We start from the raw sequence: 22,447 nt of genomic DNA on the forward strand, positions 1-22,447 counted from the left end.
CCTAGGCGCTGGGCCGGAACTGATGCAGCACAAGGTCTTCGAAGCTCTGGTAGAAGACCTCGACCGGCATTCCGACCGTGACGTCTGCGGGGTCGACCTCGCACAGGTTCGACACCAGCCGCACCCCCTCGGCGAGCTCCACCAGCACCACGATGTAGGGGTACTCGAAGAACGGGAACTTGGGTTCGTGCGGCATCACGTAGCTGTAGACGGTGCCGCGGCCCGACGCTTCGATGGCCTCCCACTCCAGCGAACGGCAGTTGGGGCACATCGGCCGCGCGGGATTGCGCAGCGTCGCGCATCCCTTGCAGCGCTGGATCAGCAGCTTGTGCTCGCGCAGCCCGTTCCAGAAGAACTCGGTGTCCGGACTGATGGCCGGTGCCAGCCGGGTGCTCATGAGTTCGCCGGCTTGAAGCGCAGCACCCGGAATCGCTGCCGCCCCAGCACGTCGCCGTTTTGATCGGAGTAGGTGATCACCCAGGTCAGGAAGAAGCCGGATCCCTTAGCGGTCTTCTTCTCGTCGGAGACTTCCTCGAACACCGACGTCGCGCTGATCACGTCGCCCAGCCGGGGATAGCGTTCGATCTCGAATTCCGAGTTGGTCGCCACCGTGCTGCTGTATCCGGCGTCGTCGAGGAACGCCGTGGGGTTGTCCTTGATTTCCATCGGCGCGCCACCGCGCTCGCCGATCCCCTCCAGCTTCGGCGACGGCATCGTCCAGGTCTGCAACATGACCGGCGGCGACACGATGCCGCCGAACCGCGACGCGGCCGCGAATTCCGGATCGAGGTAAACCGGGTTCATGTCGTCGAGCGCGTAGGCCCAATGCCGGATCATCGGCTGGTTCACCGGATCCGGTGCCACGGTGGGCTTTCCACTACCCCCGGTGGGCTGATTGACGAGCCCCCGCAATTTGGCGAGGAACTCGGGATCTTGGTTGGTCACTTGCTGGATCCTCCTGACTGTTCTGTGGCCCGAAGGTCACGAGGTGCTCGCGGCATGCCCAATCCCGCCATGGCGATGATGTCACGTTGAATCTCGTTGGCCCCGCCGCCGAACGTGTTGATGACCGCGAACCGGTACGCGGACTCCAGCGCCCCGCGCAGCGGCGCGTCGTTGCCCCGACGTAATCCGTTGTGGTCCAGCACTTCCAGCAATTGGCGGGCGACCAGCTGGGTGAGCTCGGTGCCGAACACCTTGGCGGCCGAGGCCTCGCCCATGTTGAGCACGCCCTTCGTCATCGCCGCATTGACCCGCATGTTGACCAGTTTGTACGCGGCGACCTGCGCTTCGACCCGGGCCAGTGTCAGCCGAACCCACGGCTGGTCGATGACGCGCCCATCGTCGAGCTCGGTGTTACGGGCCCAGTCCAGGGTCTTCTCGAACAGTGGCTCGAGCGCACCGAGATTGCCCAGGGCCGCGCGCTCGAAGTTCAGCTGCGTGGTGATCAGCTGCCAGCCTTGGTTCTCGCCGCCGACCAGCGCGCTCGCCGGGACCCGCACGTCGTCGTAGAACGTGTAGAAGGTGGAGATGCCCGGCATGGTGTGCAGCGGCTGCCAGGAGAAGCCCGGCGACGACGTGGGCACGATCAGGATCGAAATCCCCTTGTGCTTCTTGGCATTCGGGTCGGTGCGGGCGGCCAGCCAGATGTAGTCGGCGTACGCGGCGCCGCTGGTGAACATCTTCTGCCCGTTGATCACGTAGTCGTCGCCGTCGCGCACCGCGGTCGTGCGCACCGAAGCCAGGTCGCTGCCGGCCCCGGGCTCGGAATAGCCGATCGCGAATTCGATGCTGCCGTCGAGAATCGACGGCAGAAACCTCTGCTTCTGTTCCTCGGTGCCGCACTGCATCAGGGTCGGCCCGACCGTGTTGAGCGTCACCAGCGGGATCGGAGCGTCGACGCGGCGCGCCTCCTCGGAGAAGATGAACTGCTCTATCGCCGAGAAGCCCCGTCCGCCATACTCTTTGGGCCAGCCGACGCCGAGCAGGTCTGCCGCGGCCAGGGCGCGCACGCACTCCCGCACCGCCGGGCCGCCCTCGATCCGGTCCTTGATCGCGTCGGCGCGCTCGGGTGTCATCACCTGTTCCAGCGTGCTGCGGATCTCGGCGCGTAGCTGTTCCTGCTCGGGTGTGTACTCGAGTTGCATTGCTCAGTGGCCCGTCCCGAGTCGCACCGGCATGCGTTTCACCCCGGGCACCATCGTGGCCCGCATCCGGTCCACCTCACCCGCCAGCTCGATCGTGGGGAAGCGCCGCAGCAGCTCGTCGAACATGACCGTGGCCTCCAGGCGTGCCAATTGCGCACCGATACAGGAATGTTCACCACAACCGAACGCGATGTGCGGGTTCGGATGCCGGGTCACTTTGAATTCTTCGGAGTCGGGACCGAATATGTCCTCGTCCCGGTTCGCCGAGCCGTACAGCATCACCACGACCTCGCCCGCGCGGATCTGCTGACCGCGAATCTCGACGTCCGCCGTGGCGGTGCGTGCCATATGCACCACCGGGCTGTTCCACCGCAACATCTCCTCGACGGCGGCCGGGATCAGCGTCGGGTCCTCGACCAGCAGGCGGCGCTGTTCGGGGTGGGCGATCAGCGCCAGCGTGCCGAGCGCGATCAGATTGCGGGTGGTTTCGTTACCGGCGACCAGCAACAGGAACGCGAAGTTGAGCAGGTCTTCGTCGGTGAGTCGTTCCTCGTCGATCTCGGCGTCGGCCAACACCGACAGCAGATCGTCGCGCGGTTGGCTGCGCCGCGCGGCGATCAGCTGCTGGAAGTACTCGTAGAGTTGCCCGGCCGCCACCGAGGGGTCGAGCTCGATCTCCGGATCGGCCGTCCCGGTGGCCGCATCCGACCAGGCCCGGAATTGCTCCCAGTCGTCGGGCGGGGCGCCGATCAACTCGGCGATCATCCGGGTGGGCAGGGGAGCGGCGATCTGTTCGGCGAACTCGTGCACCGAACCCGGCTCGATGCCGTCGAGAATGCCCGCGACGATCTCGCGGATCTTCGGCTCGAGCACCGACACTCGGCGCCGGGTGAATCCCGCGTTGATCAGCTTGCGCATCTGCCGGTGCCGCGGCGGGTCGGTGAAGATGAGGCTGCCCTGCTGCACCGGGTTGGGCAGATGCGGATCGGGGATCGTGATGCCCTGCGTGGAGGTGAACAGGGCCGGGTTGCTCGACACGAAGCGGACGTCCTCGTACTTCAGCAGTGCCCAGAAGTTGGTGACGTCGTTCCAGCACACCGGCGCGCTCGCGCGCAGTTCCCGGTAGGCCGGGTAGGGATCGCCCGCATAGAAGTCGGGAGAGTGCAGCGGAAAACTCGGCGAGCGCAGCGGCGGATGAGTCTGCACGGCCAGCCTCCTGGAGCTCCGGCGGGATCGCAATCCGACATATTGCCGCAATGTGTCCTGCGACGTTGTGTCTACTCTGAGCTGCCCGACCCTGTCAATACGTCCGCAACGCGGTGTAATAGCCGGGAATTCACGAGATTGGTGATTGACGTCACAGGTGCATGGGTGTACACCAGGTGTTTAGATGACCGACCGTCGGTGAGGATGCAGATGACCGAGCTACAAACTCCGAAAACTCTTGTCGACACCTACCAGCTCTATATCGACGGCAACTGGGTCGATCCCGTCGATGGTCGCTACGACGACATCTCGCCGGCCAGCGAGCAGATCATCGCCACCGCGCCCGACGCGAGTGTCGCGCAGGTCGGCGATGCGATCGCGGCCGCGCGGCGTGCCTTCGACAGCGGACCGTGGGGCACGATGAGTGCCGAGCAGCGCGCCGGCTGTCTCAGCCAGCTGGGCGATGCGCTGATGAAGCACGCCGACGACTTCTTCGCGCTGTCTCAGGCGGAGTGGGGCTGCGTATCGAACGAGCGCATGATGCAGATCGACGGCGCCGGGTTCATGTCGATGTACGCCGCCCAGCTCGCCACCCAGCTGACCGACCAAGAGGTCAGCGGGATGGGCGCGGGAACCACGGTGCTGCGCCACGAACCGCTGGGCGTGGTGTCGGTGCTGACGCCGTGGAATTTCCCGCACTGTCTCAACGTCATGAAGCTAAATCACGCCCTCGCCGCGGGAAACACCGTGGTGCTCAAGCCTTCACCGCTGACGCCGCTGGCCGGGCTTGCCCTCGCGCGGATCATCGACGAATACACCGACATACCACCGGGTGTCGTCAACGTGGTCACACCGTCGGGCGTCGAGGCGGCCAAACTGCTCACCACCGATCCGCGGATCGACATGGTCAGCTTCACCGGCAGCTCGGTGGTCGGTCGTCAGGTCATGTCTGCCGCCGGGGACACGATGAAAAGAATCCTGCTGGAGCTGGGCGGCAAGTCGGCGAGCATCGTCCTCGACGACACCGAGATCACCGACGACATGCTGCAGCAGATGCTGTTCGACGGCTGCTCGCTGCACGCCGGGCAGGCCTGCATCCTGCACAGCCGGCTGCTGCTTCCCGATTCGCTGCACGACGACGTCGTCGATCGGCTCGCCGCATTGGCCCGCGCGGTCAAGGTCGGCGACCCCACCGATCCCGAGGTGCAGATGGGTCCGCTGATCAGCGCGGCGCAACGGGATCGGGTCGAGGCCCACGTCGCCGGCGCCTGCAACGACGGCGCCACGCTGGTGACCGGCGGCCGGCGTCCGTCCGGCCTGGACTCCGGCTTCTACTTCGAGCCGACGATTCTGTCCGGTGTCGAGCCGAATTCGACTATCGCGCAAGAGGAAGTGTTCGGTCCGGTGATGACCGTGCTGCGCTATCGCGACGACGAGGACGCCATCGCGATCGCGAACAATTCGCAGTACGGACTTTCCGGCGCGGTGTGGGGTGGTGACGTGGATCGTGCCGTTCGTGTTGCGCGTCGCATCCGGACCGGGCAGGTCGCCGTCAACGGTGCCAGTCCGGGTGGCGCGCCGTTCGGCGGCTTCAAACTCAGCGGATTGGGCCGTGAGGGCGGTGGCATCGGCGGCATACACCAGTACATGGAACCGATGGCCATCGGTCTTCCCGCGTGACGGGACCCCTTGCCGGGCTGCACGTCGTCGAAATCGCGGAAGAGATCTCAGGTCCGTACGCCGCAAAGCTGTTCGTGGATCTCGGCGCCGAGGTCACCAAGATCGAGTCGCCCGCCGGGGATCCGCTGCGCCGCTGGGGGCCGTTTCCGAACGGCGTGCCCGACCCGCAACGCTGCGGCCTGTTCGAGTACCTCAACGCCGGCAAGCGAATCGCGGCTTTGGCCGACGCCCGCGACCTGATCGCGCGGGCCGACGTGCTCGTCGAGAATCTTCCGCCGGGAACGCTGGACAGCTGGGGATTCGACATCGACAGCCTGACCAGCATCAATCCAAACCTGTTGCTGCTGCGCATTTCTCACTTCGGGCGGTCCGGCCCATGGCGGGATCGGGCCGCTACGCCGCTGACCCTGCAGGCCGCGTCGGGCTGGATCAGTGCGCGGGATCCGGACCGCCCTCCGGTGCAGGTGGGTGCCCGCATCGCGGAGTACGTCGCCGGCGCCTACGGCGCGCTGGGTGCGCTGACCGCGCTGCGACTGCCGCCCGCGGGGCGCGTCAGAGAAGTGGACGTCTCGCAGCTCGAAGCGTTGTTGTCGACACTGCCGTATCCGATGCTGATGGCGCAGAAGATGCGCAGCCTCGGCTTGCCCACCAACGCGCGCGGGGCACCCATGCTGGGCGTGGTCCGCGCCGCCGACGGCTGGGTGGGGATCAACTGCCTGACCGGTCAGCACTGGCTCGACGTGTGCGCGATGCTGGGCCTGCCCGAGTTCGCCGAGCACCAGATCGCGATCATGCTGGGCGGCCCCGAACGCGCGGAGTTCTACGCGCGGGCAGAACCGTTGCTCGCTGAGCAACCCGTTGCCGAGATCGTCGAACTGAGCCAGGCGCTGCGCATTCCGGCCGCCCCGGTCAACGACGGCGCCACGGTGCTGGACTGCCCGCAATACGCCGAGCGCGGCTTCTTTGTCGAAGGCGGTGCGCAGGGCTGGTCATTCCAACGCCCGGGACAGGCTTTTCGGTTCACTAAAAGTGCTGTGGCACAGCCTGATCCGACGCCTTGCCCGCCGCCCGAGGAATTGCCGTTTGCCGGACTGAAGGTGCTCGACCTGAGCACCTTTTGGGCCGGGGCCTATCTGACCTGCTACCTGGGCGCGTTCGGTGCCGACATCGTCAAGGTGGAGTCCATCCAGCGGCCCGACGGTTTTCGTTACTCGGGCGCGTTCCCTTTCGAGGGCGACGACTGGTACGAGCGCAGCGGGCTATGGCAGGCCACCAACCTCAACAAGCGAGACCTCACGCTCGACCTGACTTCGCGGCGCGGGCTGGAGATCGCGCGCCGACTCGCCGCTGCGGCCGACGTCGTGGTGGAGAACTTCTCACCGCGAGTGATGGAGCAGTTCGGCCTGGACTACGAGTCGCTGGTAGCGCTGAGGCCCGACGTGATCGTGGTCCGGATGCCGGGTTTCGGCTTGCACGGCCCTTGGCGCGACTACGTCGGCTGGGCGCTGAACTTCGAGCAGACCGCGGGGATGTCGGCGGCCACCGGCTACGCGGACGGGCCGCCGTGCAATCCGCAGGGACCCGCCGATCCCGTCGTCGGCGTGCACGCCGGCGTCGCGCTGCTGGCCGCACTCCAGCACCGGCGCCGCACCGGGGAGGGCCGACTGATCGAGGTGGCCCAGATCGAGGTTGCCGCATGCGTGACCGCCGAACCGGTGATCGAGTATTCGATGAATGGTGTCGTGCGTCCGCGCGAGGGTAACCGTCAACGCGGCTACCTGCAGGGCGTCTTTCCGACCGCCGAGGACGGTGTCTGGGTGGCGCTGTCGTTGCCCGACGACGGGACCCTCGACCACGACGTGTTCGACGAGCTGGTCGCCGGCTGGACTCGGACGCAGCAGCCCACGGTTGTCTTGAAAACCCTTCGTGATCAAGGCATTCCGGTGGAACGGGTGATCACCAGCGAGCAGATGTATGACCCCGAATTCATCGGGGCCCAGCTCGACGCGCGCGGCTACTACGAAGAGTTCGAACATCCGATCACCGGCTCGCACCGCTATCCCGGCTGGCCGTTTCGCATCGTCCCTGGGCCGGATCGCCACCACCGCGCCGCGACGCCCACCCTCGGACAGCACAACACCGAAATCTTGTGCGGTCTAGGCCTTTCCGACGCTGAGGTGGCCGAACTGCGTGATCAGCGGGTGATCGGCGAGCGGGTGCTGAACGCCTAGCTGCCGAACCGCACCGGCATGCGTGTTATCAGCGGCAACATCGTCGCCGGCATCCGGTCCACTTCGCCGGCCTGTGCCAAATCGGGAAAGCGATCCAGCAGCTCGCCGAAAAACACCGACGCCGTCAGGCGGGCTAATTGCGCGCCGACACAAGCGTGTTCACCGCAGCCGAATGCAATGTGCGGGTTCGGGCTCCGGGTCACCCTGAATTCTTCTGCGTCGGCACCGAATACGTCCTCATCGCGGTTGGCCGATCCGTACAGCAGCACCACCATGTCGCCCGCGGCGATCCGCTGACCGCGAATCTCGACCTCGGCCGTCGCGGTGCGGGCCATGTGGGTCACGGGGCTGGTCCAACGCAACATCTCCTCGACGGCGCCCGGGATCAGCGCCGGATCCTCGACGAGCAGCCGGCGTTGATCGGGGTGCGCGATCAACGCGCACGTGCCGAGCGCGAGCAGACTGCGGGTCGTTTCGCTCCCGGACGCCAGCAGCAGGAACGAAAAGTCAAGCAGCTCATCGTCGCTGAGCCGTCGCCCGTCGGCCTCCGCGCCGGCCAGCACCGACAACACGTCGTCGCGGGCGTCGGTGCGGCTGGCGACGATCAGCCCGCGGATGCAGTGATAGAGCCGGCCGGCGGTCTCGAAGGCGTCGAGATCGCGGTTCGTGCCGGCAGTTCCGATCACCGCGTCCGTCCAGGCCCGGAACTGCTCCCAGTCGTCGCGCCGAACGCCGAGCAGCTCGGCGATCATGCGCGCTGGCAGGGGAGCGGCAATCGTCTCGACGAAGTCGTGCACGGAGCCGGGCTGGATGCCGTCCAGAATCTCGTCGACGATCTCGCGGATTGCCGGTTCCAGCCGGACGCCAAGGCGGCGGGTGAATCCGCAGTTGATCAACTTGCGCAGCTGCCGGTGCCGCGGTGGGTCCATGAAGATGAGGCTGCTCTCCTGCACCGGGTTGGGCATGCCCAGCGCTGGGATGTTGATGCCCTGGCCGGAGGTGAACAGGGCCGGGTTCGTCGACACGAAGCGGATGTCGTCGTAGCGCGTCAGCGCCCAGAACTTGGTGACGTCGTTCCAGCACACCGGTGCGGTCGCGCGCAGCTCTCGGTAGCTGGGGTACGGATCGCCCGCGTAGAAGTCGGGGGAGTGCAATGGAAACGACGTCTGCATGGCAAAGCCTCCCTGGCCCGGTCCAGCAGCACTATAAGTCGAACGCGTCCGGGACGCCCGGGTGAGCCTTTGGTAAACCGCACGTCACATGCCAAGCTGCTGACATGGTCTTCGAAATCGCCCGCCCAAAGCTAGAAGGAAACGTCGCGGTCGGCGAGGACCGCCAAATCGGGTTCGCGGAATTCGGTGACCCGCAGGGACGGGCGGTGTTCTGGCTGCACGGCACACCAGGTGCCCGCCGGCAGATCCCGACCGAGGCCCGCGTCTACGCCGAAGACCACGGCATCCGGTTGATCGGCCTGGACCGCCCCGGAATCGGCTCGTCGACACCGCACCTCTACGAGAACATCGCCGCCTTCGCCGACGACCTGCGCACAATTGCCGACATTCTGGGCATCGACAAGATGGCCGTCATCGGCCTGTCCGGCGGCGGTCCGTACGCCCTCGCGTCAGCCGCGCGGCTGTCCGATCGGGTGGTGGCGGCCGGAATCCTCGGCGGCGTCGCGCCGTTCCTCGGCGACGAAGGCATCACCAGCGGCCTGATGAACCTGGGCAAGCGGGTGGCGCCGCTGTTGCGCCTGGGCGGTGATCCGTTGCGGATCGGCGCCAGCTTGCTGGTCCGGTCGATCCGTCCGGTGGCGAACACCGCGCTGTTTCTGTACGCCGCGATATCGCCCGAAGGTGACCGGCGGCTGCTCACCCGGCCCGAGTTCGGGGCCATGTTCCTCGACGATCTGCTCAACGGCAGCCGCAAGCAGCTGGCGGCGCCGTTCAACGACGTCATCCTGTTCACCCAGGACTGGGGATTCCGGCTCGACGAGGTCAAGGTCCCGGTCCGCTGGTGGCATGGCGACAGCGACCACATCGTGCCCTTTGCCCACGGCGAGCACGTGGTGGCCATGCTGGCGGACTGCGAACTGTTCGTCCTGCCGGGCGAAAGCCACCTCGCCGGGTTGGGCCGCGGCGAAGAGATCCTGGCCACGCTGATGAAAATATGGGATGAGCAGGCCTGACGACACCTTGCCGCCATGTGTCGGTAACCTGCTGAAGTGCTGCTGGAATCGCTGAACCCCGCTGCTGTTACCGCCACCGACATCCCCGATGCGGTCAAGATCGACGGCACGACGTTAAGCCGCAGCGACCTGGTCGGTGGTGCGACGTCGGTAGCCGAACGCGTCGCCGGCGCCCACCGGGTTGCGGTCCTGGCCACCCCGAGCGTGTCGACCGTGCTGGCGATCACCGGCTGCCTGATCGCCGGCGTCCCGTTCGTCCCGGTGCCTTCCGATGTCGGCGCGGCCGAACGCCGGCACATGGTGACCGACTCCGGCGCGCAGGCCTGGTTAGGGGCAGCGCCCTCCGAAGACTCGGCGCTGGAGGGCTTGGCGCACATCCCGGTGCGACTGCACGCCCGGTCCTGGCACCGCTACCCCGAGCCGGCGCCCGAGTCCACCGCCATGGTCATCTACACCTCGGGCACCACGGGGGCGCCCAAGGGCGTGGTCGTCAGCCGCCGGGCGATCGCCGCCGATATCGATGCGCTGGCGCAGGCCTGGCAGTGGACGCCCGACGACGTGCTGGTGCACGGGTTGCCGCTGTTCCACATCCACGGGTTGGTGCTGGGCCTGCTCGGATCGTTGCGGGTCGGAAATCGGTTCGTACACACCGGGAAACCGACCCCGGCCGGCTATGCCCAGGCCCGTGGCACCCTGTACTTCGCGGTGCCGACGGTGTGGTCGCGGGTGGCTGCCGATCAGGCGGCCGCCGAGACACTGCGGTCGGCCCGGCTGCTGGTGTCCGGTAGCGCGGCGTTGCCGGTCCCGGTGTTCGACCGGCTGGAACAGGTGACCGGGCACCGGCCCATCGAACGCTACGGCGCCTCGGAGTCGTTGATCACGGTGTCGACGCGAGCCGACGGTGAGCGCCGCCCGGGCTGGGTCGGCCTGCCGCTGGCCGGGGTCGAGACCAGACTCCTCGACGACGCCGGCAATCCCGTCGTGCAAGACGGGGAAACCGTTGGAAAGCTTCATGTTCGGGGTCCGACCCTGTTCGACGGATACCTGAATCGGCCGGAGGCCACCGCCGAGGTTGTCGATGCCGACGGTTGGTACCACACCGGCGACGTCGCGGTGATCGACGCCGCGGGGATGCATCGCATCGTGGGCCGTGAATCGGTTGACCTGATCAAATCGGGCGGATACCGCATTGGCGCAGGCGAAATCGAGACGTCACTACTCGGGCATCCGGGCGTGCAGGAAGCAGCCGTGGTCGGCATGCCCGACGACGACCTGGGCCAGCGCATCGTCGCGTTCGTCGTCGGTGCGTCGGATCTCAACACCGACGAACTGATTAACTTTGTCGCCCAAGATCTTTCGATACACAAACGACCACGCGAGGTGCGGCTCGTGGACGCCTTGCCGCGCAACGCGATGGGCAAGGTCGTCAAGAAGCAGTTGCTGTCCGAGGGCTGAACTCACGCGTTTGCGGAGGTGACGTTAGGCCGCCCTCAGCGCGCAGACCGAGGACGCACGCGACGAGGACGACGAGATATCCCGGACGCTGGCCACGGTGACCAACCCTGCCGAGACGGTCTCGGTGACGGCGACCACGAGCGGAGATGACCGCCTCGGAGCTCGCGGACGAGATACTTGTCGTCGCGAACCTGGCCGGGCAACAGGCACAGGCGATGCGGTATGCCTTCGCCGCCCGATATGCGGGTGATGTCTGCTGACCGGTTGGGCCGGCGTGTCGACAGTGCGGATGAGGTGCGCGGCCAAAGCCTTTCGCATCCCCAGGTTTTGGCGGGCCACGACACGGCTGTCACATCGGCTTGGTAACCGACACATCACAATGTGCGTTGTCAGCTGGCGCTTTGCGGGACACGCAGGATATTGCCAGGCTAGTCGGGGGGCGAGAATTCGCGCGTTCGCCTACCTTCGTTGGGGAACGACCCCAGGGACCACCGACGCAAAGGGGCACTAACGGATGGGTGAGTCGATGCGCCCAGCTGGCGCTGTGACGACGATCGCGGACCAGCCGCGCGCCACACCGATGGCGCGCGTCGCGATCTCCTGCCTGGTCGGCTCGGCAATCGAGTTCTACGACTTCCTGATCTACGGCACCGCCGCGGCGCTGGTGTTCCCCGCTGTGTTCTTCCCGAACCTCACCCCCGGCGTGGCGATGGTCGCCTCGATGGGCACCTTCGCCACGGCGTTTCTGTCCCGGCCCGTCGGTGCGGCCGTCTTCGGCTACTTCGGCGACCGGCTGGGCCGCAAGAAGACGCTGGTCTCCACGCTGCTGATCATGGCCGTGGCGACCGTGAGCGTCGGCCTGGTGCCCAGCACCGCATCCATCGGGATGGCCGCGCCGTTGATCCTGATGGGACTGCGGCTGCTGCAGGGGTTCGCGGTGGGCGGCGAATGGGCCGGGTCGGCGTTGCTGAGCGCCGAATACGCGCCCGGCGGCCGACGCGGCCGGTACGGCATGTTCACCCTGCTCGGCGGCGGTGTCGCCGGAGTGCTGAGCAGCCTGACCTTCCTGGGCGTGAACGTCACGATCGGCGAATACAGCCCCGAGTTCCTGCAGTGGGGATGGCGGATCCCGTTCCTGATCAGCGCGGTCTTGATCGCACTGGCGTTGTACGTGCGGCTCAACATCGACGAGACTCCGGTGTTCGCCGAGGAAAAGTCGCGCGACCTGGTGCCCAAAGCGCCGCTGTCCGAGGTGTTTCGCCTGCAGGGCCGGGAAATCTTCCTGGCCGCCGGCGCCATGCTGGGCACGATGGCGTTCTGCTACATGGGCAACACCTATCTGGCCATGTACGGCCACACCCACCTGGGCTATACGCGCAGCTTCATCTGGTCGGTCGGCGTGCTCAGCGGCCTGGTCAGCATCGCGTCCGTGGTGGTCTCGGCCACCCTGTGCGATCGAGTCGGCCGGCGCCGGATCATGCTGGTGGGCTGGGCGGCCTCGGTGCCCTGGGCGTTCGTGGTGGTTCCGTTGATCGATACCGGCAATAAGGCGTTGTATGCGGTGGCGATTGTCGGCACCTTCGCGATCACCGGGTTCGGCAGCGGACCCAGCGGAGCCTTCATCCCCGAACTCTTCGCCACCCGCTACCGCTACAGCGGCTCAGCGCTGTCGATAAACCTGGCCGGTGTGATCGGTGGGGCCCTGCCGCCGCTGATCGCCGGGACGCTGCTGGCGACCTACGGCAGCTGGTCGATCGGCGCGATGCTCGGCGGCCTCGCGTTGACCAGCCTGGTCTGCACCTATCTACTGCCGGAAACCCACGGAACAACGCTGTAGCCGTTAGTTGGCGTGCAGGTCCTCGTTGAGGGCGATGCCCTGGCCGCCGCGGGCCACCACTTCCACGGCGCCGCTGACCGAATTGCGGCGGAACAACAGGTTGTTGCCGCCGGAGAGCTCGAGTGCCTTCATCGTTTTGCCCTCGGGCGTAAGCACTTTGGTGCCCGCGGTGACATACAGGCCGGCTTCGACGACGCAGTCGTCGCCCAGTGAGATGCCCAGCCCCGCGTTGGCGCCGAGCAGGCAACGCTTACCGACCGAAATGACTTCCGTGCCACCGCCGGACAGCGTGCCCATGATCGATGCGCCGCCGCCGATATCCGACCCGTCACCGACCACCACGCCGCCGGATATGCGGCCCTCTACCATCGAGGTGCCCAGCGTGCCGGCGTTGAAGTTGACGAAGCCCTCGTGCATCACGGTGGTGCCCGGCGCCAGGTGCGCGCCGAGCCGGACCCGGTCGGCGTCGGCGATGCGGACACCGGTGGGCACCACGTAGTCGACCATTCGCGGGAACTTGTCGACGCCGTAGACGGTGACCTGTCCCTTGCGGCGCAGCCGCGCCCGGACCGCCTCGAAACCCTCGACCGCGCAAGGCCCGTGATTAGTCCACACCACATTGGTCAATACCCCGAACAAGCCGCCGGCGTTCAGCCCATGCGGCGCGACCAGGCGGTGAGATAACAAATGCAGCCGCAGGTAGGCGTCGTAGGCGTCGGCGGCCACATCGTCGAGTGAGCCGATGACCGTGCGCACGGCCACGGTGTCGGTATTGCGGTCGTCGTCGCGTCCGACCAGTGCGGCCAGCTCGGGCGGCACATCGGACAGCGCGAGGCGCGAGGTACCGCTGGTGTCCGACTCCGTCAGTTCCGGTGCGGGAAACCACGTGTCGAGGATCGATCCGTCGGAGGCCAGTGTCGCCAACCCGATACCTGCAGCTCCAGTCACGGCGGTCAGGTTACTTTCCTGCCCGAGCGGACACCACAAGGCCCCCGATCCATTAACTAATGCTTGCGTTACTCAGCTGTCGGTGGTTATCCTGCTAAGTAACGAATCAGTTAGTCAGCAAGGTGTGCCGCAGGCAATGCCATCGATACACGCTGGGCTGATCGTCTTGACCCAACCGCCCATTACGCTGGTTGGGTGCTGGACTTGCATGGCGATCCGATCGAGTTGACCGCGGCGCTGGTCGACATCCCCAGCGAGTCGCGAGCCGAAGCGCGCATCGCCGACGAGGTCGAGGCCGCGCTGCGCGCGCAGACGTCCGGCTTCGAGATCGTGCGCAACGGCAATGCCGTGCTGGCGCGCACCCAGCGAAACCTGCCGTCGCGGGTGCTGCTGGCCGGTCATCTCGACACCGTCCCGGTCGCCGAAAACCTGCCCAGCCATCGCAGTGCCGGCGCAGCAGGCGACGTGCTGCATGGTTGCGGCACCTCGGACATGAAATCCGGCGACGCCGTCTTTCTGCATCTGGCCGCCACGGTGGCCGAGCCGTCGCACGACCTGACGCTGGTGCTCTACGACTGCGAGGAAATCGACGCTGCGGCAAACGGTTTGGGCCGCATCGAGCGCGAGTTGCCGGACTGGTTGACCGCCGACGTCGCGATCCTCGGCGAGCCCACCGCGGGTTACATCGAGGCCGGTTGCCAGGGCACGCTGCGAGTCGTGGTCAGCGCCACCGGAACCCGCGCGCATTCGGCGCGTTCCTGGTTGGGCGACAACGCAATTCACAAACTGGGTACCGTGCTGGATCGGTTGGCCCGGTACCAGGCGCGCACCGTCGACATCGACGGCTGCGAGTACCGCGAAGGCTTGTCGGCCGTGCGGGTCGACGGCGGCGTAGCCGGCAATGTCATTCCCGACGCCGCCTCGGTGACCGTCAATTACCGCTTCGCGCCGGACCGCTCGCTGACCGAGGCGCTGCAACACGTGCACGACGTGTTGGACGGGATCGACGTCCAGATCGAGCAGACCGACGGCGCGGCGGGTGCGCTCCCCGGCCTGTCGCAGCCGGCCGCCAAGGCGCTGGTCGAGGCCGCCGGCGGACAGGTGCGGGCCAAATACGGCTGGACGGATGTGTCCCGATTCGCCGCACTCGGCATCCCGGCGGTCAACTTCGGGCCCGGTGACCCCAACCTGGCGCACACCCGCGACGAGCGGGTGCCCGTCGCCGCGATCACCGCCGCGGTGCAGATGCTGCGGCCCTACCTGGGCGGCTAAGCGCACTGCTGCGCCTGCGCGGCGGCATTGGCGGCCGCCGCATGCATACCAACGGCCGTCAGCTGCTCGGCCACCGCGCGCAGCGCGGCGTCGTCGTTGGTCGCCAGCGCTTTGGCATGCGCCAGCGCGAGCTGCCCCGCCACGCAGTCGACCTCGTCGCACAGCCGGGCCAGCGGATCCACCGCGCGGATATCGCCGAGGCGGACGGCCTCGTGCCAGACCCGCAGCGCCACGGCCGACTGCCCGCGCCGTTCGGCCATCCGGGCCGCGTCGCGGGCCGCGGCGATCGCCCCGTGCGAGTCGCGTTCGGCGGCCAGCCGCCAGGCTCGGGCCACCCCGAGCTCGGGGCTGAACAGAGCCGACTTCGTTCCATGCCGAGATTCGGCTCTGCTCAAGGCTTTTGCGGCCGCGGCGATGTCGCCCTGCTGGGCCAGCGCGGTGGCCAGCAGCATCAGCGACAGCGGGCCCCACGAATAGCCGGTGCGTTCCAGCGCGGCGGCGGCCGGGCCCAGCAGTGCCGCGGCCTCGGCGAATCGGCCGGCGGCGATCAGCGTGTGCGCCAGCAGCACCTCGCCGATCGCCCGGCCCGGCTGCTGCAATTCGGCGAAATCGGTGAACTGCTGCGCCAATTCGGTCGCCGTCTGCACCCGGCCCGCCATCAGCAGGGTCGTCGTCTCGCCCAGCCCAACCGTGAACCGCAGCAGTCCGGGGTGCTCGGCGCCCAGGGCACGCTGCGCCAGCGGCTCGACGTCGGCGAACCGGCCTTGACGCGCCGAACACAGCGTGGCCGCGCTGGCCGCCCAGGCCACCGCCTGGTCGTCGGCGGCCGGTGAATCCAGCACCCGATGCGCGATCTCGACGGCACCCTCGATGTTGCCGGCGTTCATCGCAAACGTTGCGCTCAGCGCGTCGAGCGTGAGCCGCGGGCCGACGTCGGGGACGCGATTGCGGATGGTCAGCAGGAATGCGGTGGCCCGCTCCGGCTCGCTGAGCATGAAGAACTGATTGGCCGCCCGCAGCAGGGTCCAGGTCATCAGGTCTTCTTCGGACAACGCGGCGGAGTCGACCGCGGCCAGCAGCTCCTCTGCCTCTCTGCCGCGGCCCTGAAACGCCAGCGAATTCGCCAGCGGCAGCCGCGCCGCGAGTGCCTGGGAGTCCTCGCAGCGCTGCAGCGCGGAGCGGGCCAGTCGCTCGCCCAGCGTGAGATCCCCCAGCCGCAGCGCCTGCTGCGCCGCGTCGACGACCTCGGCCACCGGCTGCGGGGCGTCGCTGTCCAGCGCCAGCGAGGCCAGCCGCAGCCGGTCGCTGAGGTGATCCGAACGATGTCGGGACCGCAGCTCGACCAATGCGGTGCGCCGCCGTCGGGCACCGTCGGCGCCCAGCGCGGTCCGCGCGCGTTCGGAGAACAGCGGGTGGGCGGTGTACACCACCGGATCTTCGGTGTGCTCGTCGCGCACCCGGGTTTCCGCCGCACCCCAGTCCTGCGCCTCGCTGACCGCGCCGTCGCCGGCCAGCACGGTGAGATCGGCCAGCGACAGCGGCTCTTCGACGGCGAGGTAGTCGAGCACCGCCCGGGCCGCCTCGGGCAGCTCGGCGATGAAGGTGTCGACCTCGGCCGCGCTGGTCGCCTCGCCGGGCGCGTCGACGTCGATCCGTTCCAGCAGACCGTCGGTCCACAGCGCCGCGATGGCTTCGGGTGCGGCGTCCGCGCGGGCGGTGACGATCATCCGGGCGGTCCCGGCCAGCGCCAACTGGTAGACGAGGGTGGCCGACAGGATGTCCAGGTCGTGGGCGTCGTCGACGATCAGCAGCAAATCGCCCTGCCGGTCTCGGCTCAGCGATGCCCGGGCCGCCCGCAACAGCGCGGCCGGCTTGCCGATATCGGCAATGTCCACGATGTGGCTGAAGGCGCCGAACGGGACCACCCGCTCGGTCGGGGTGCCGGTGACCCAGCGGATGAATGTGCCCGGGTTGCGGCTGGAGAACTGTTCGGCGGCCAGCCGCGCCAGGGTGGACTTGCCGATGCCGTCGGGTCCGAGCACCACCGCGCCGCGTCGTGCCCCGTCACTCAGGGCTGAATCCAGCTGTTCCAACGTGGACGCGTGCTGCGGGACGTTCCATCGAATCGGCACCGACAGAGTTTATTGCCGCGCGGTGTCCTGACGGTGACTAGCTAGCGCGATGGCCCCGTACGTGCACGGTTCGAAGGGCTTTGGTCTACCTTGGCGGATATGCGCCCCGACGGCGATACCTCAAGCGAATGGGCGGTCTGCGTTTACTGTGCGTCCGGCCCGACGCACCCCGAATTGCTTGATCTGGCCAGCGAACTCGGCGAAGCGATCGCCGAACGCGGCTGGACCCTGGTGTGGGGCGGCGGCAACCTTTCGGCGATGGGCGCGGTGGCCAGTGCGGCACGCGCCCGCGGCGGGCAGACCGTCGGGGTGATCCCGCAACAGCTGATGCGCCGCGAGCTTGCCGACAAGGACGCCGGCGAGCTGATCGTCACTGACACGATGCGCGACCGGAAGCGGATCATGGAGGACCGCTCCAATGCATTCATCGTGTTGCCGGGCGGGATCGGCACGCTCGACGAGCTGTTCGAGGCGTGGACGACGGGCTATCTGGGTATGCACGACAAACCGGTGGTGATGCTGGATACCTGGGGTCACTACGAGGGCTTGTTGGTGTGGTTGAACGACTTGCTTGACCGCGGGTACATCTCGCAGGTGGCGATGGATGCGCTGGTGCTGGTCGATAAGGTGAATGCCGCAATCGAGGCGTGTGCCCCTGTCTGAGGTCGGCTGCGTCAAGGGGAATCGAGGTAGGACGTGTCCGATCACGGCGGGGGAGCACGCGGACGGATCGGCCTGACCGACATCGCGTCAGGGCTGCCGAGCGTACTGGCCGACATGCCGGTGATCGTCCGCGGCGCGCTGACCGGGCTGTTGGCCCAGCCGGGCTCCCACAAGTCGATCGGCAGTGTGTTCCAGGACCGTGCCGCTCGCTACGGCCACAAGGTCTTCCTGCGCTTCGGCGACCAGCAGCTGACCTACCGCGAGGCCAACGCGGCCGCCAACCGCTACGCCGCCGTCTTGGCCGCGCGCGGTGTCGGCCACGGCGACGTCGTCGCGATCATGCTGCGTAACTCGCCCAACACGGTGCTGGCGATGCTGGCCACCGTCAAATGCGGGGCAGTCGCCGGCATGCTCAACTACCACCAGCGCGGCGAGGTGCTCGCGCACAGCCTGGGCCTGCTGGACGCCAAGGTGCTGATTGCGGAGACCGACCTGGTCAGCGCGGTCGCCGAGTCCGGTTCCGTGGGCACCGCCAACACCCTGACCATCGAAGACCTGGAGCGCTTCGCCGTCGGCGCGGCGGCCACCAACCCGCATTCGGTGGCAGCCGTACAGGCCCGCGACACCGCCTTCTACATCTTCACGTCGGGCACCACCGGGTTCCCCAAGGCCAGCGTGATGACGCATCTGCGGTGGCTCAAGGCCCTGGCGGCGTTCGGCGGACTCGGGTTGCGGCTGAAGAGCTCCGACACCCTGTACAGCTGCTTGCCGCTGTACCACAACAACGCGCTGACGGTGGCGCTGTCGTCGGTGATCAACTCCGGGGCGACGCTGGCGCTGGGCAAGTCGTTTTCGGCCTCCCGGTTCTGGGACGAGGTCATCGACAGCCAGGCCACGGCGTTCATCTACATCGGCGAGATCTGCCGCTATCTGCTCAACCAGCCGCCCAAGGACACCGACCGCAAACACAAGGTGCGCCTGATCGCCGGCAACGGACTGCGCCCGGAGATCTGGAAGGAATTCACCAAGCGCTTCGGCATCTCGCGGGTGTGTGAGTTCTACGCCTCCAGCGAGGGCAACACGGCCTTCATCAACATCTTCAACGTGCCCGGGTCGACCGGCTTCGCGCCGCTGCCGCTGGTGTACGTCGCGTACGACCCCGACACCGGGGAGCCGCTGCGCGACGCTAACGGCCGGGTGAGCAAGGTACCGGCCGGCGAGCCCGGCCTGTTGCTCAGCCCGGTCAACCGGCTGCAGCCGTTCGACGGGTACACCGACAAGGGGTCGAGCGAAAAGAAGTTGGTGCGCAACGCTTTCCGCGACGGCGACTGCTATTTCAATTCCGGCGACGTGATGAGCCCGCAGGGCATGCGGCACGCCGCGTTCGTGGATCGGCTCGGCGACACCTTCCGCTGGAAGGGCGAGAACGTCGCCACCACCCAGGTCGAGGCGGCGCTGGCGTCGGACAAGAGCGTCGAGGAGTGCACCGTCTTCGGCGTCGAGGTGCCGGACACCGGCGGGCGCGCCGGGATGGCCGCGGTGCAGTTGCGCGAGGGCGCGGAGTTCGACGGCAAGGCCCTGGCCCGCGCGGTGTACGGGCAGCTGCCGGCGTACGCGCTGCCGCTGTTCGTGCGGGTGGTCAAGACGCTGGAGCACACCACGACGTTCAAGAGCCGCAAGGTGGAGCTGCGCGAGCAGGCCTACGGGCCCGACGTGAAGGACCCGTTGTACGTCCTGGCCGGCCGCGACGACGGTTACGTGCCGTACTACGACGCGTACCCGGACGAGGTCGCGGCGGGGAAGCGACCGCAAGGCTGAAGCCCCGGCGGTGACCGGGCACTATGGACGTGTGCAGTCAACTCTGTGCGGCCGACCCGTTGCGGGGGACCGCGCGCTGGTCATGGCGATCATCAACCGCACCCCGGACTCGTTCTTCGACAAGGGTGCGACCTTCAGCGACGAGGCGGCCAGGACCGCCGTCCACCGGGCCGTCGCCGACGGTGCCGACCTGATCGACGTGGGCGGCGTCAAGGCGGGCCCGGGCGAGCACGTCGACGCGAACATGGAGATCGCCCGGCTGGTGCCGTTCATCGAATGGCTGCGTGGCGCCTATCCCGACCAGCTGATCAGCGTCGACACCTGGCGCTCCGAAGTGGCCAGACTGGCCTGCGCGGCGGGCGCGGACGTGATCAACGACACCTGGGCCGGCGTCGACCCGGCCTTGCCGGAGGTCGCCGCGGAGCTCGGCGTGGGCCTGGTGTGTTCGCACACCGGCGGCGCGCGGCCGCGCACGCGGCCGTTCCGGGTGAGCTTCGGGACAACGACCCGCGGCGTGGTCGACGACGTGATTCGTCAGGTCACCGGGGCCGCCGAGCGCGCGGTCGCGGCCGGAGTGGCCCCCGACCGGGTGTTGATCGACCCGACGCATGACATGGGCAAGAACACCTTCCACGGGTTGGTTCTGTTGCGCCACGTGGGCGAACTTGTTAATACCGGATGGCCCGTGCTGATGGCTTTGAGCAACAAGGACTTCGTCGGGGAGACTCTGGGGGTGGAATTGACCGAACGGCTTGAGGGGACGCTGGCGGCGACCGCGCTGGCGGCGGCCGCCGGGGTGCGCGTGTTTCGGGTGCATCAGGTCGCGGCGACCCGACGGGTGCTGGAAATGGTCGCCTCGATCCAGGGCACCCGCGCGCCGGCGCGCACGGTGAGGGGACTGGCATGACGGCATCGGAGTTGGTGGCCGGCGATCTCGCCGCCGGGGCCGTCGCGGCCCGGCCGGGCGACGTCTGGCTGTCCAGCCGCAGCTCGAGTCGTCCCGGCCGGACGCTGGCGCAACTGGAAGCGGCGAAGGCGGGGCGCACGATCTCGGTGGTGCTGCCGGCGCTCGACGAGGAAGCAACCATCGCCTCGGTGGTCGACAGCATTTCACCGCTGGTCGACGGGTTGGTCGACGAGCTGATCGTGCTGGACTCCGGCTCGACGGACGAGACCGAGATCCGCGCGATTGCCGCCGGCGCCCGCGTGATCAGCAGGGAACAGGCGCTGCCCGAGGTTGCGACCCGGTCCGGCAAGGGCGAGGCGTTGTGGCGCTCGCTCGCCGTGACCAGCGGCGACATCGTCGTTTTCATCGATTCCGACCTGGTCGACCCGCACCCGATGTTCGTGCCCTGGTTGGTTGACCCGCTGCTTACCGACGACGGCGTTCACCTGGTCAAGAGCTTCTACCGGCGGCCCCTGCTGGTCCGCGAGGCCGACGGTGTCGAAGACGAGGATGGCAGTGCGCAGTCCACCGGTGGGGGGCGGGTGACCGAGCTGGCCGCCCGGCCGTTGCTGGCGGCGCTGCGGCCCGAGCTGGGCTGCATATTGCAGCCGCTGGGCGGCGAATACGCGGCCAGCCGGGAACTGCTGAGTTCGCTGCCGTTCGCGCCGGGCTACGGCGTGGAGATCGGCCTGCTGATCGACACCTTCGACCGGTTGGGCCTGGACGCGATCGCCCAGGTCAATCTGGGTGTGCGGGCGCACCGCAACCGGCCGCTGGCCGAGCTGGGCGCGATGAGCCGCCAGGTGATCGCGACCCTGCTCTCGCGCTGCGGCGTACCCGACTCCGGGGCTGGGTTGACCCAGTTCTTCGCCGACGGCGAGGGCTACACCCAGCACACCTGGCCGGTGTCGCTGGACGACCGGCCGCCGATGAACGGGGTTAGGCCCCGATAGGGCCCACGCTCGCTGTCCTGTCGGCGGTATAGGGCACTATCGATTCCGTGGCGTTGGTCTTGCTGTACATCGTGGTGTTGGTGCTGGTGGCGATCGTGCTGTTCGGCGCGGCGAGCCTGCTGTTCGGGCGGGGTGAGCAGTTGCCGCCCCTGCCGCGGGGGACGACGGCGACGGTGCTGCCCGCCTACGGCGTCACGGGCACCGACGTCGACGCGGTCAAGTTCACCCAGGTGTTGCGCGGCTACAAGACCAGCGAGGTGGACTGGGTGCTGGACCGGCTGGCGCGCGAGCTCGAGGCGTTGCGGGGTCAGCTGGCGGCGGTCAACGCGGCCGGAAAGGACGCGGACACCGCCGACGTGGGCAACGGCGAGGACGCCCCGGGCGAGGATCCGGCGTGACCGATGACGGGCTGATTCGCTGCGGCTGGGCGGTGGGCCAGCCCGGGCCCGACTTCGACCTGTACCGCGACTATCACGACGAGGAGTGGGGCCGCCCGCTGCGCGGCCGGGTGGCGCTGTTCGAGCGGATGAGCCTGGAGGCCTTTCAGAGCGGCCTGTCCTGGTTGACGATCCTGCGCAAACGGGAGAATTTCCGGCGGGCCTTCTCCGGGTTCGACATCGAAAAGGTGGCGCGCTTTACCGACGCCGATGTGCAACGGCTGATGGCCGACGCCGGCATCGTCCGCAACCGGGCCAAGATCGACGCGACGATTGCCAACGCGCGCGCGGCGGCGGAAATGGGAACGTCGGAAGATCTGTCCGACCTGCTGTGGTCGTTCGCGCCGCCGTCGCGGCCCCGTCCCGCCGACGGATCCGAAATCCCTTCCGCTACCGACGAATCCAAGGCCATGGCGAAGGAACTTAAACGGCGCGGATTTCGCTTCGTGGGCCCCACTACCGCGTATGCGCTGATGCAGGCGACCGGGATGGTCGACGACCACGTCCGTGATTGCTGGGTCCCCTCGCCTCGATGAG

19 protein-coding genes are annotated in these 22,447 nt (G+C 67.9%); 12 read left to right on the plus strand and 7 right to left on the minus strand.

Annotation, left to right across the window (positions count from 1 at the left end; translation table 11 throughout):
• Position 1 precedes the first annotated feature (1 nt).
• The 4 genes from LMQ14_RS06745 to LMQ14_RS06760 all read right to left on the minus strand — a co-directional run bounded on the left by LMQ14_RS06745 (position 2) and on the right by LMQ14_RS06760 (position 3,353).
• On the minus strand, positions 2–397 hold the full coding sequence (locus LMQ14_RS06745) for a Zn-ribbon domain-containing OB-fold protein (RefSeq protein WP_267734008.1): 396 nt from the start codon (positions 395–397) through the stop codon (positions 2–4).
• Positions 394–864, minus strand: a complete 471-nt coding sequence (locus LMQ14_RS06750) for a MaoC family dehydratase (RefSeq protein WP_420714666.1) — start codon at positions 862–864, stop codon at positions 394–396. Before LMQ14_RS06750 ends, LMQ14_RS06745 begins: the two co-directional genes overlap by 4 nt.
• A 77-nt stretch (positions 865–941) precedes the next feature.
• Positions 942–2,147, minus strand: coding sequence for an acyl-CoA dehydrogenase family protein (locus tag LMQ14_RS06755; RefSeq protein ID WP_267734010.1), 1,206 nt, complete (start codon positions 2,145–2,147; stop codon positions 942–944).
• Positions 2,148–2,150: 3 nt separating this feature from the next.
• Entirely contained in the window at positions 2,151–3,353 is a 1,203-nt protein-coding gene (locus LMQ14_RS06760) for a cytochrome P450 (protein WP_267734011.1), read from the minus strand.
• Between the two features lie 210 nt (positions 3,354–3,563).
• Here LMQ14_RS06760 and LMQ14_RS06765 point away from each other — a divergent pair, with 210 nt between their 5' ends.
• Together LMQ14_RS06765 and LMQ14_RS06770 are read left to right on the plus strand one after the other, a co-directional pair.
• A complete protein-coding gene (locus LMQ14_RS06765) occupies positions 3,564–5,033 on the plus strand; it encodes an aldehyde dehydrogenase family protein (protein WP_267734012.1) in 1,470 nt (489 codons plus the stop codon).
• Complete coding sequence (locus tag LMQ14_RS06770) at positions 5,030–7,264, plus strand: CaiB/BaiF CoA transferase family protein (RefSeq protein ID WP_267734013.1); 2,235 nt, start codon at positions 5,030–5,032, stop codon at positions 7,262–7,264. The genes LMQ14_RS06765 and LMQ14_RS06770 overlap by 4 nt, the downstream gene beginning before the upstream one ends.
• On the opposite strand, the gene LMQ14_RS06775 is transcribed toward LMQ14_RS06770, so the two are convergent.
• The gene (locus LMQ14_RS06775) at positions 7,261–8,436 is read right to left on the minus strand and encodes a cytochrome P450 (RefSeq protein WP_267734014.1); all 1,176 of its coding nucleotides are present in this window, start codon (positions 8,434–8,436) and stop codon (positions 7,261–7,263) included. The genes LMQ14_RS06770 and LMQ14_RS06775 overlap by 4 nt on opposite strands.
• Positions 8,437–8,540: 104 nt before the next feature.
• Here LMQ14_RS06775 and LMQ14_RS06780 point away from each other — a divergent pair, with 104 nt between their 5' ends.
• From LMQ14_RS06780 to LMQ14_RS06790, 3 genes are all read left to right on the plus strand, one after another.
• A complete protein-coding gene (locus LMQ14_RS06780) occupies positions 8,541–9,449 on the plus strand; it encodes an alpha/beta fold hydrolase (protein WP_267734015.1) in 909 nt (302 codons plus the stop codon).
• Positions 9,450–9,485: 36 nt separating this feature from the next.
• Positions 9,486–10,904 carry an acyl-CoA synthetase gene (locus LMQ14_RS06785; RefSeq protein ID WP_267734016.1) on the plus strand — a complete coding sequence of 473 codons (1,419 nt, stop codon included), beginning with the start codon at positions 9,486–9,488 and terminating at the stop codon, positions 10,902–10,904.
• Positions 10,905–11,484: 580 nt separating this feature from the next.
• Positions 11,485–12,741 (plus strand): MFS transporter, encoded by a 1,257-nt coding sequence (locus LMQ14_RS06790; protein WP_267735388.1) that lies wholly within the window; start codon positions 11,485–11,487, stop codon positions 12,739–12,741.
• 3 nt (positions 12,742–12,744) lie between these two features.
• Here the strand turns inward: LMQ14_RS06790 and dapD are convergent, their stop codons facing one another.
• Positions 12,745–13,698 carry a 2,3,4,5-tetrahydropyridine-2,6-dicarboxylate N-succinyltransferase gene (dapD, locus tag LMQ14_RS06795; RefSeq protein ID WP_267735389.1) on the minus strand — a complete coding sequence of 318 codons (954 nt, stop codon included), beginning with the start codon at positions 13,696–13,698 and terminating at the stop codon, positions 12,745–12,747.
• Between the two features lie 186 nt (positions 13,699–13,884).
• On the opposite strand from dapD, the gene dapE reads away from it, so the two are divergent.
• Positions 13,885–14,961, plus strand: coding sequence for a succinyl-diaminopimelate desuccinylase (gene dapE / locus LMQ14_RS06800; RefSeq protein ID WP_267734017.1), 1,077 nt, complete (start codon positions 13,885–13,887; stop codon positions 14,959–14,961).
• On the opposite strand, the gene LMQ14_RS06805 is transcribed toward dapE, so the two are convergent.
• Entirely contained in the window at positions 14,958–17,093 is a 2,136-nt protein-coding gene (locus LMQ14_RS06805; protein WP_267734018.1) for an AAA family ATPase, read from the minus strand. The two genes, dapE and LMQ14_RS06805, sit on opposite strands and share 4 nt — an antisense overlap.
• Positions 17,094–17,192: 99 nt before the next feature.
• On the opposite strand from LMQ14_RS06805, the gene LMQ14_RS06810 reads away from it, so the two are divergent.
• The 6 genes from LMQ14_RS06810 to LMQ14_RS06835 all read left to right on the plus strand — a co-directional run bounded on the left by LMQ14_RS06810 (position 17,193) and on the right by LMQ14_RS06835 (position 22,446).
• Complete coding sequence (locus tag LMQ14_RS06810; RefSeq protein WP_267734019.1) at positions 17,193–17,756, plus strand: TIGR00730 family Rossman fold protein; 564 nt, start codon at positions 17,193–17,195, stop codon at positions 17,754–17,756.
• 33 nt (positions 17,757–17,789) lie between these two features.
• Positions 17,790–19,574: a long-chain-acyl-CoA synthetase FadD6 gene (fadD6, locus tag LMQ14_RS06815; protein WP_267734020.1), complete on the plus strand. Its 1,785-nt coding sequence runs from the start codon at positions 17,790–17,792 to the stop codon at positions 19,572–19,574.
• An 82-nt stretch (positions 19,575–19,656) separates the two neighbouring features.
• On the plus strand, positions 19,657–20,481 hold the full coding sequence (folP, locus tag LMQ14_RS06820) for a dihydropteroate synthase (RefSeq protein ID WP_267735390.1): 825 nt from the start codon (positions 19,657–19,659) through the stop codon (positions 20,479–20,481).
• On the plus strand, positions 20,478–21,473 hold the full coding sequence (locus tag LMQ14_RS06825; RefSeq protein WP_267734021.1) for a glucosyl-3-phosphoglycerate synthase: 996 nt from the start codon (positions 20,478–20,480) through the stop codon (positions 21,471–21,473). The genes folP and LMQ14_RS06825 overlap by 4 nt, the downstream gene beginning before the upstream one ends.
• A gap of 47 nt (positions 21,474–21,520) precedes the next feature.
• Positions 21,521–21,871 carry a DivIVA domain-containing protein gene (locus tag LMQ14_RS06830; protein ID WP_267734022.1) on the plus strand — a complete coding sequence of 117 codons (351 nt, stop codon included), beginning with the start codon at positions 21,521–21,523 and terminating at the stop codon, positions 21,869–21,871.
• Positions 21,868–22,446 carry a DNA-3-methyladenine glycosylase I gene (locus LMQ14_RS06835; RefSeq protein WP_267734023.1) on the plus strand — a complete coding sequence of 193 codons (579 nt, stop codon included), beginning with the start codon at positions 21,868–21,870 and terminating at the stop codon, positions 22,444–22,446. The genes LMQ14_RS06830 and LMQ14_RS06835 overlap by 4 nt, the downstream gene beginning before the upstream one ends.
• Position 22,447: the final 1 nt, after the last annotated feature.

Origin of the sequence: Mycobacterium sp. Aquia_213 (assembly GCF_026625985.1) — a bacterium.
In the GTDB taxonomy this organism is placed as follows: Bacteria; Actinomycetota; Actinomycetes; order Mycobacteriales; family Mycobacteriaceae; genus Mycobacterium.

Excerpts from the sequence above, each read along its gene's own strand:
- LMQ14_RS06790 (WP_267735388.1), top strand. The coding sequence starts at position 11,485 with ATGGCGCGCGTCGCGATCTCCTGCCTGGTCGGCTCGGCAATCGAGTTC.
- LMQ14_RS06825 (WP_267734021.1), top strand. The coding sequence starts at position 20,478 with ATGACGGCATCGGAGTTGGTGGCCGGCGATCTCGCCGCCGGGGCCGTC.
- LMQ14_RS06755 (WP_267734010.1), bottom strand. The coding sequence starts at position 2,147 with ATGCAACTCGAGTACACACCCGAGCAGGAACAGCTACGCGCCGAGATC.
- LMQ14_RS06810 (WP_267734019.1), top strand. The coding sequence starts at position 17,193 with ATGCGCCCCGACGGCGATACCTCAAGCGAATGGGCGGTCTGCGTTTAC.
- LMQ14_RS06780 (WP_267734015.1), top strand. The coding sequence starts at position 8,541 with ATGGTCTTCGAAATCGCCCGCCCAAAGCTAGAAGGAAACGTCGCGGTC.
- LMQ14_RS06775 (WP_267734014.1), bottom strand. The coding sequence starts at position 8,436 with ATGCAGACGTCGTTTCCATTGCACTCCCCCGACTTCTACGCGGGCGAT.
- LMQ14_RS06765 (WP_267734012.1), top strand. The coding sequence starts at position 3,564 with ATGACCGAGCTACAAACTCCGAAAACTCTTGTCGACACCTACCAGCTC.
- folP (WP_267735390.1), top strand. The coding sequence starts at position 19,657 with ATGGCGATCATCAACCGCACCCCGGACTCGTTCTTCGACAAGGGTGCG.
- LMQ14_RS06745 (WP_267734008.1), bottom strand. The coding sequence starts at position 397 with ATGAGCACCCGGCTGGCACCGGCCATCAGTCCGGACACCGAGTTCTTC.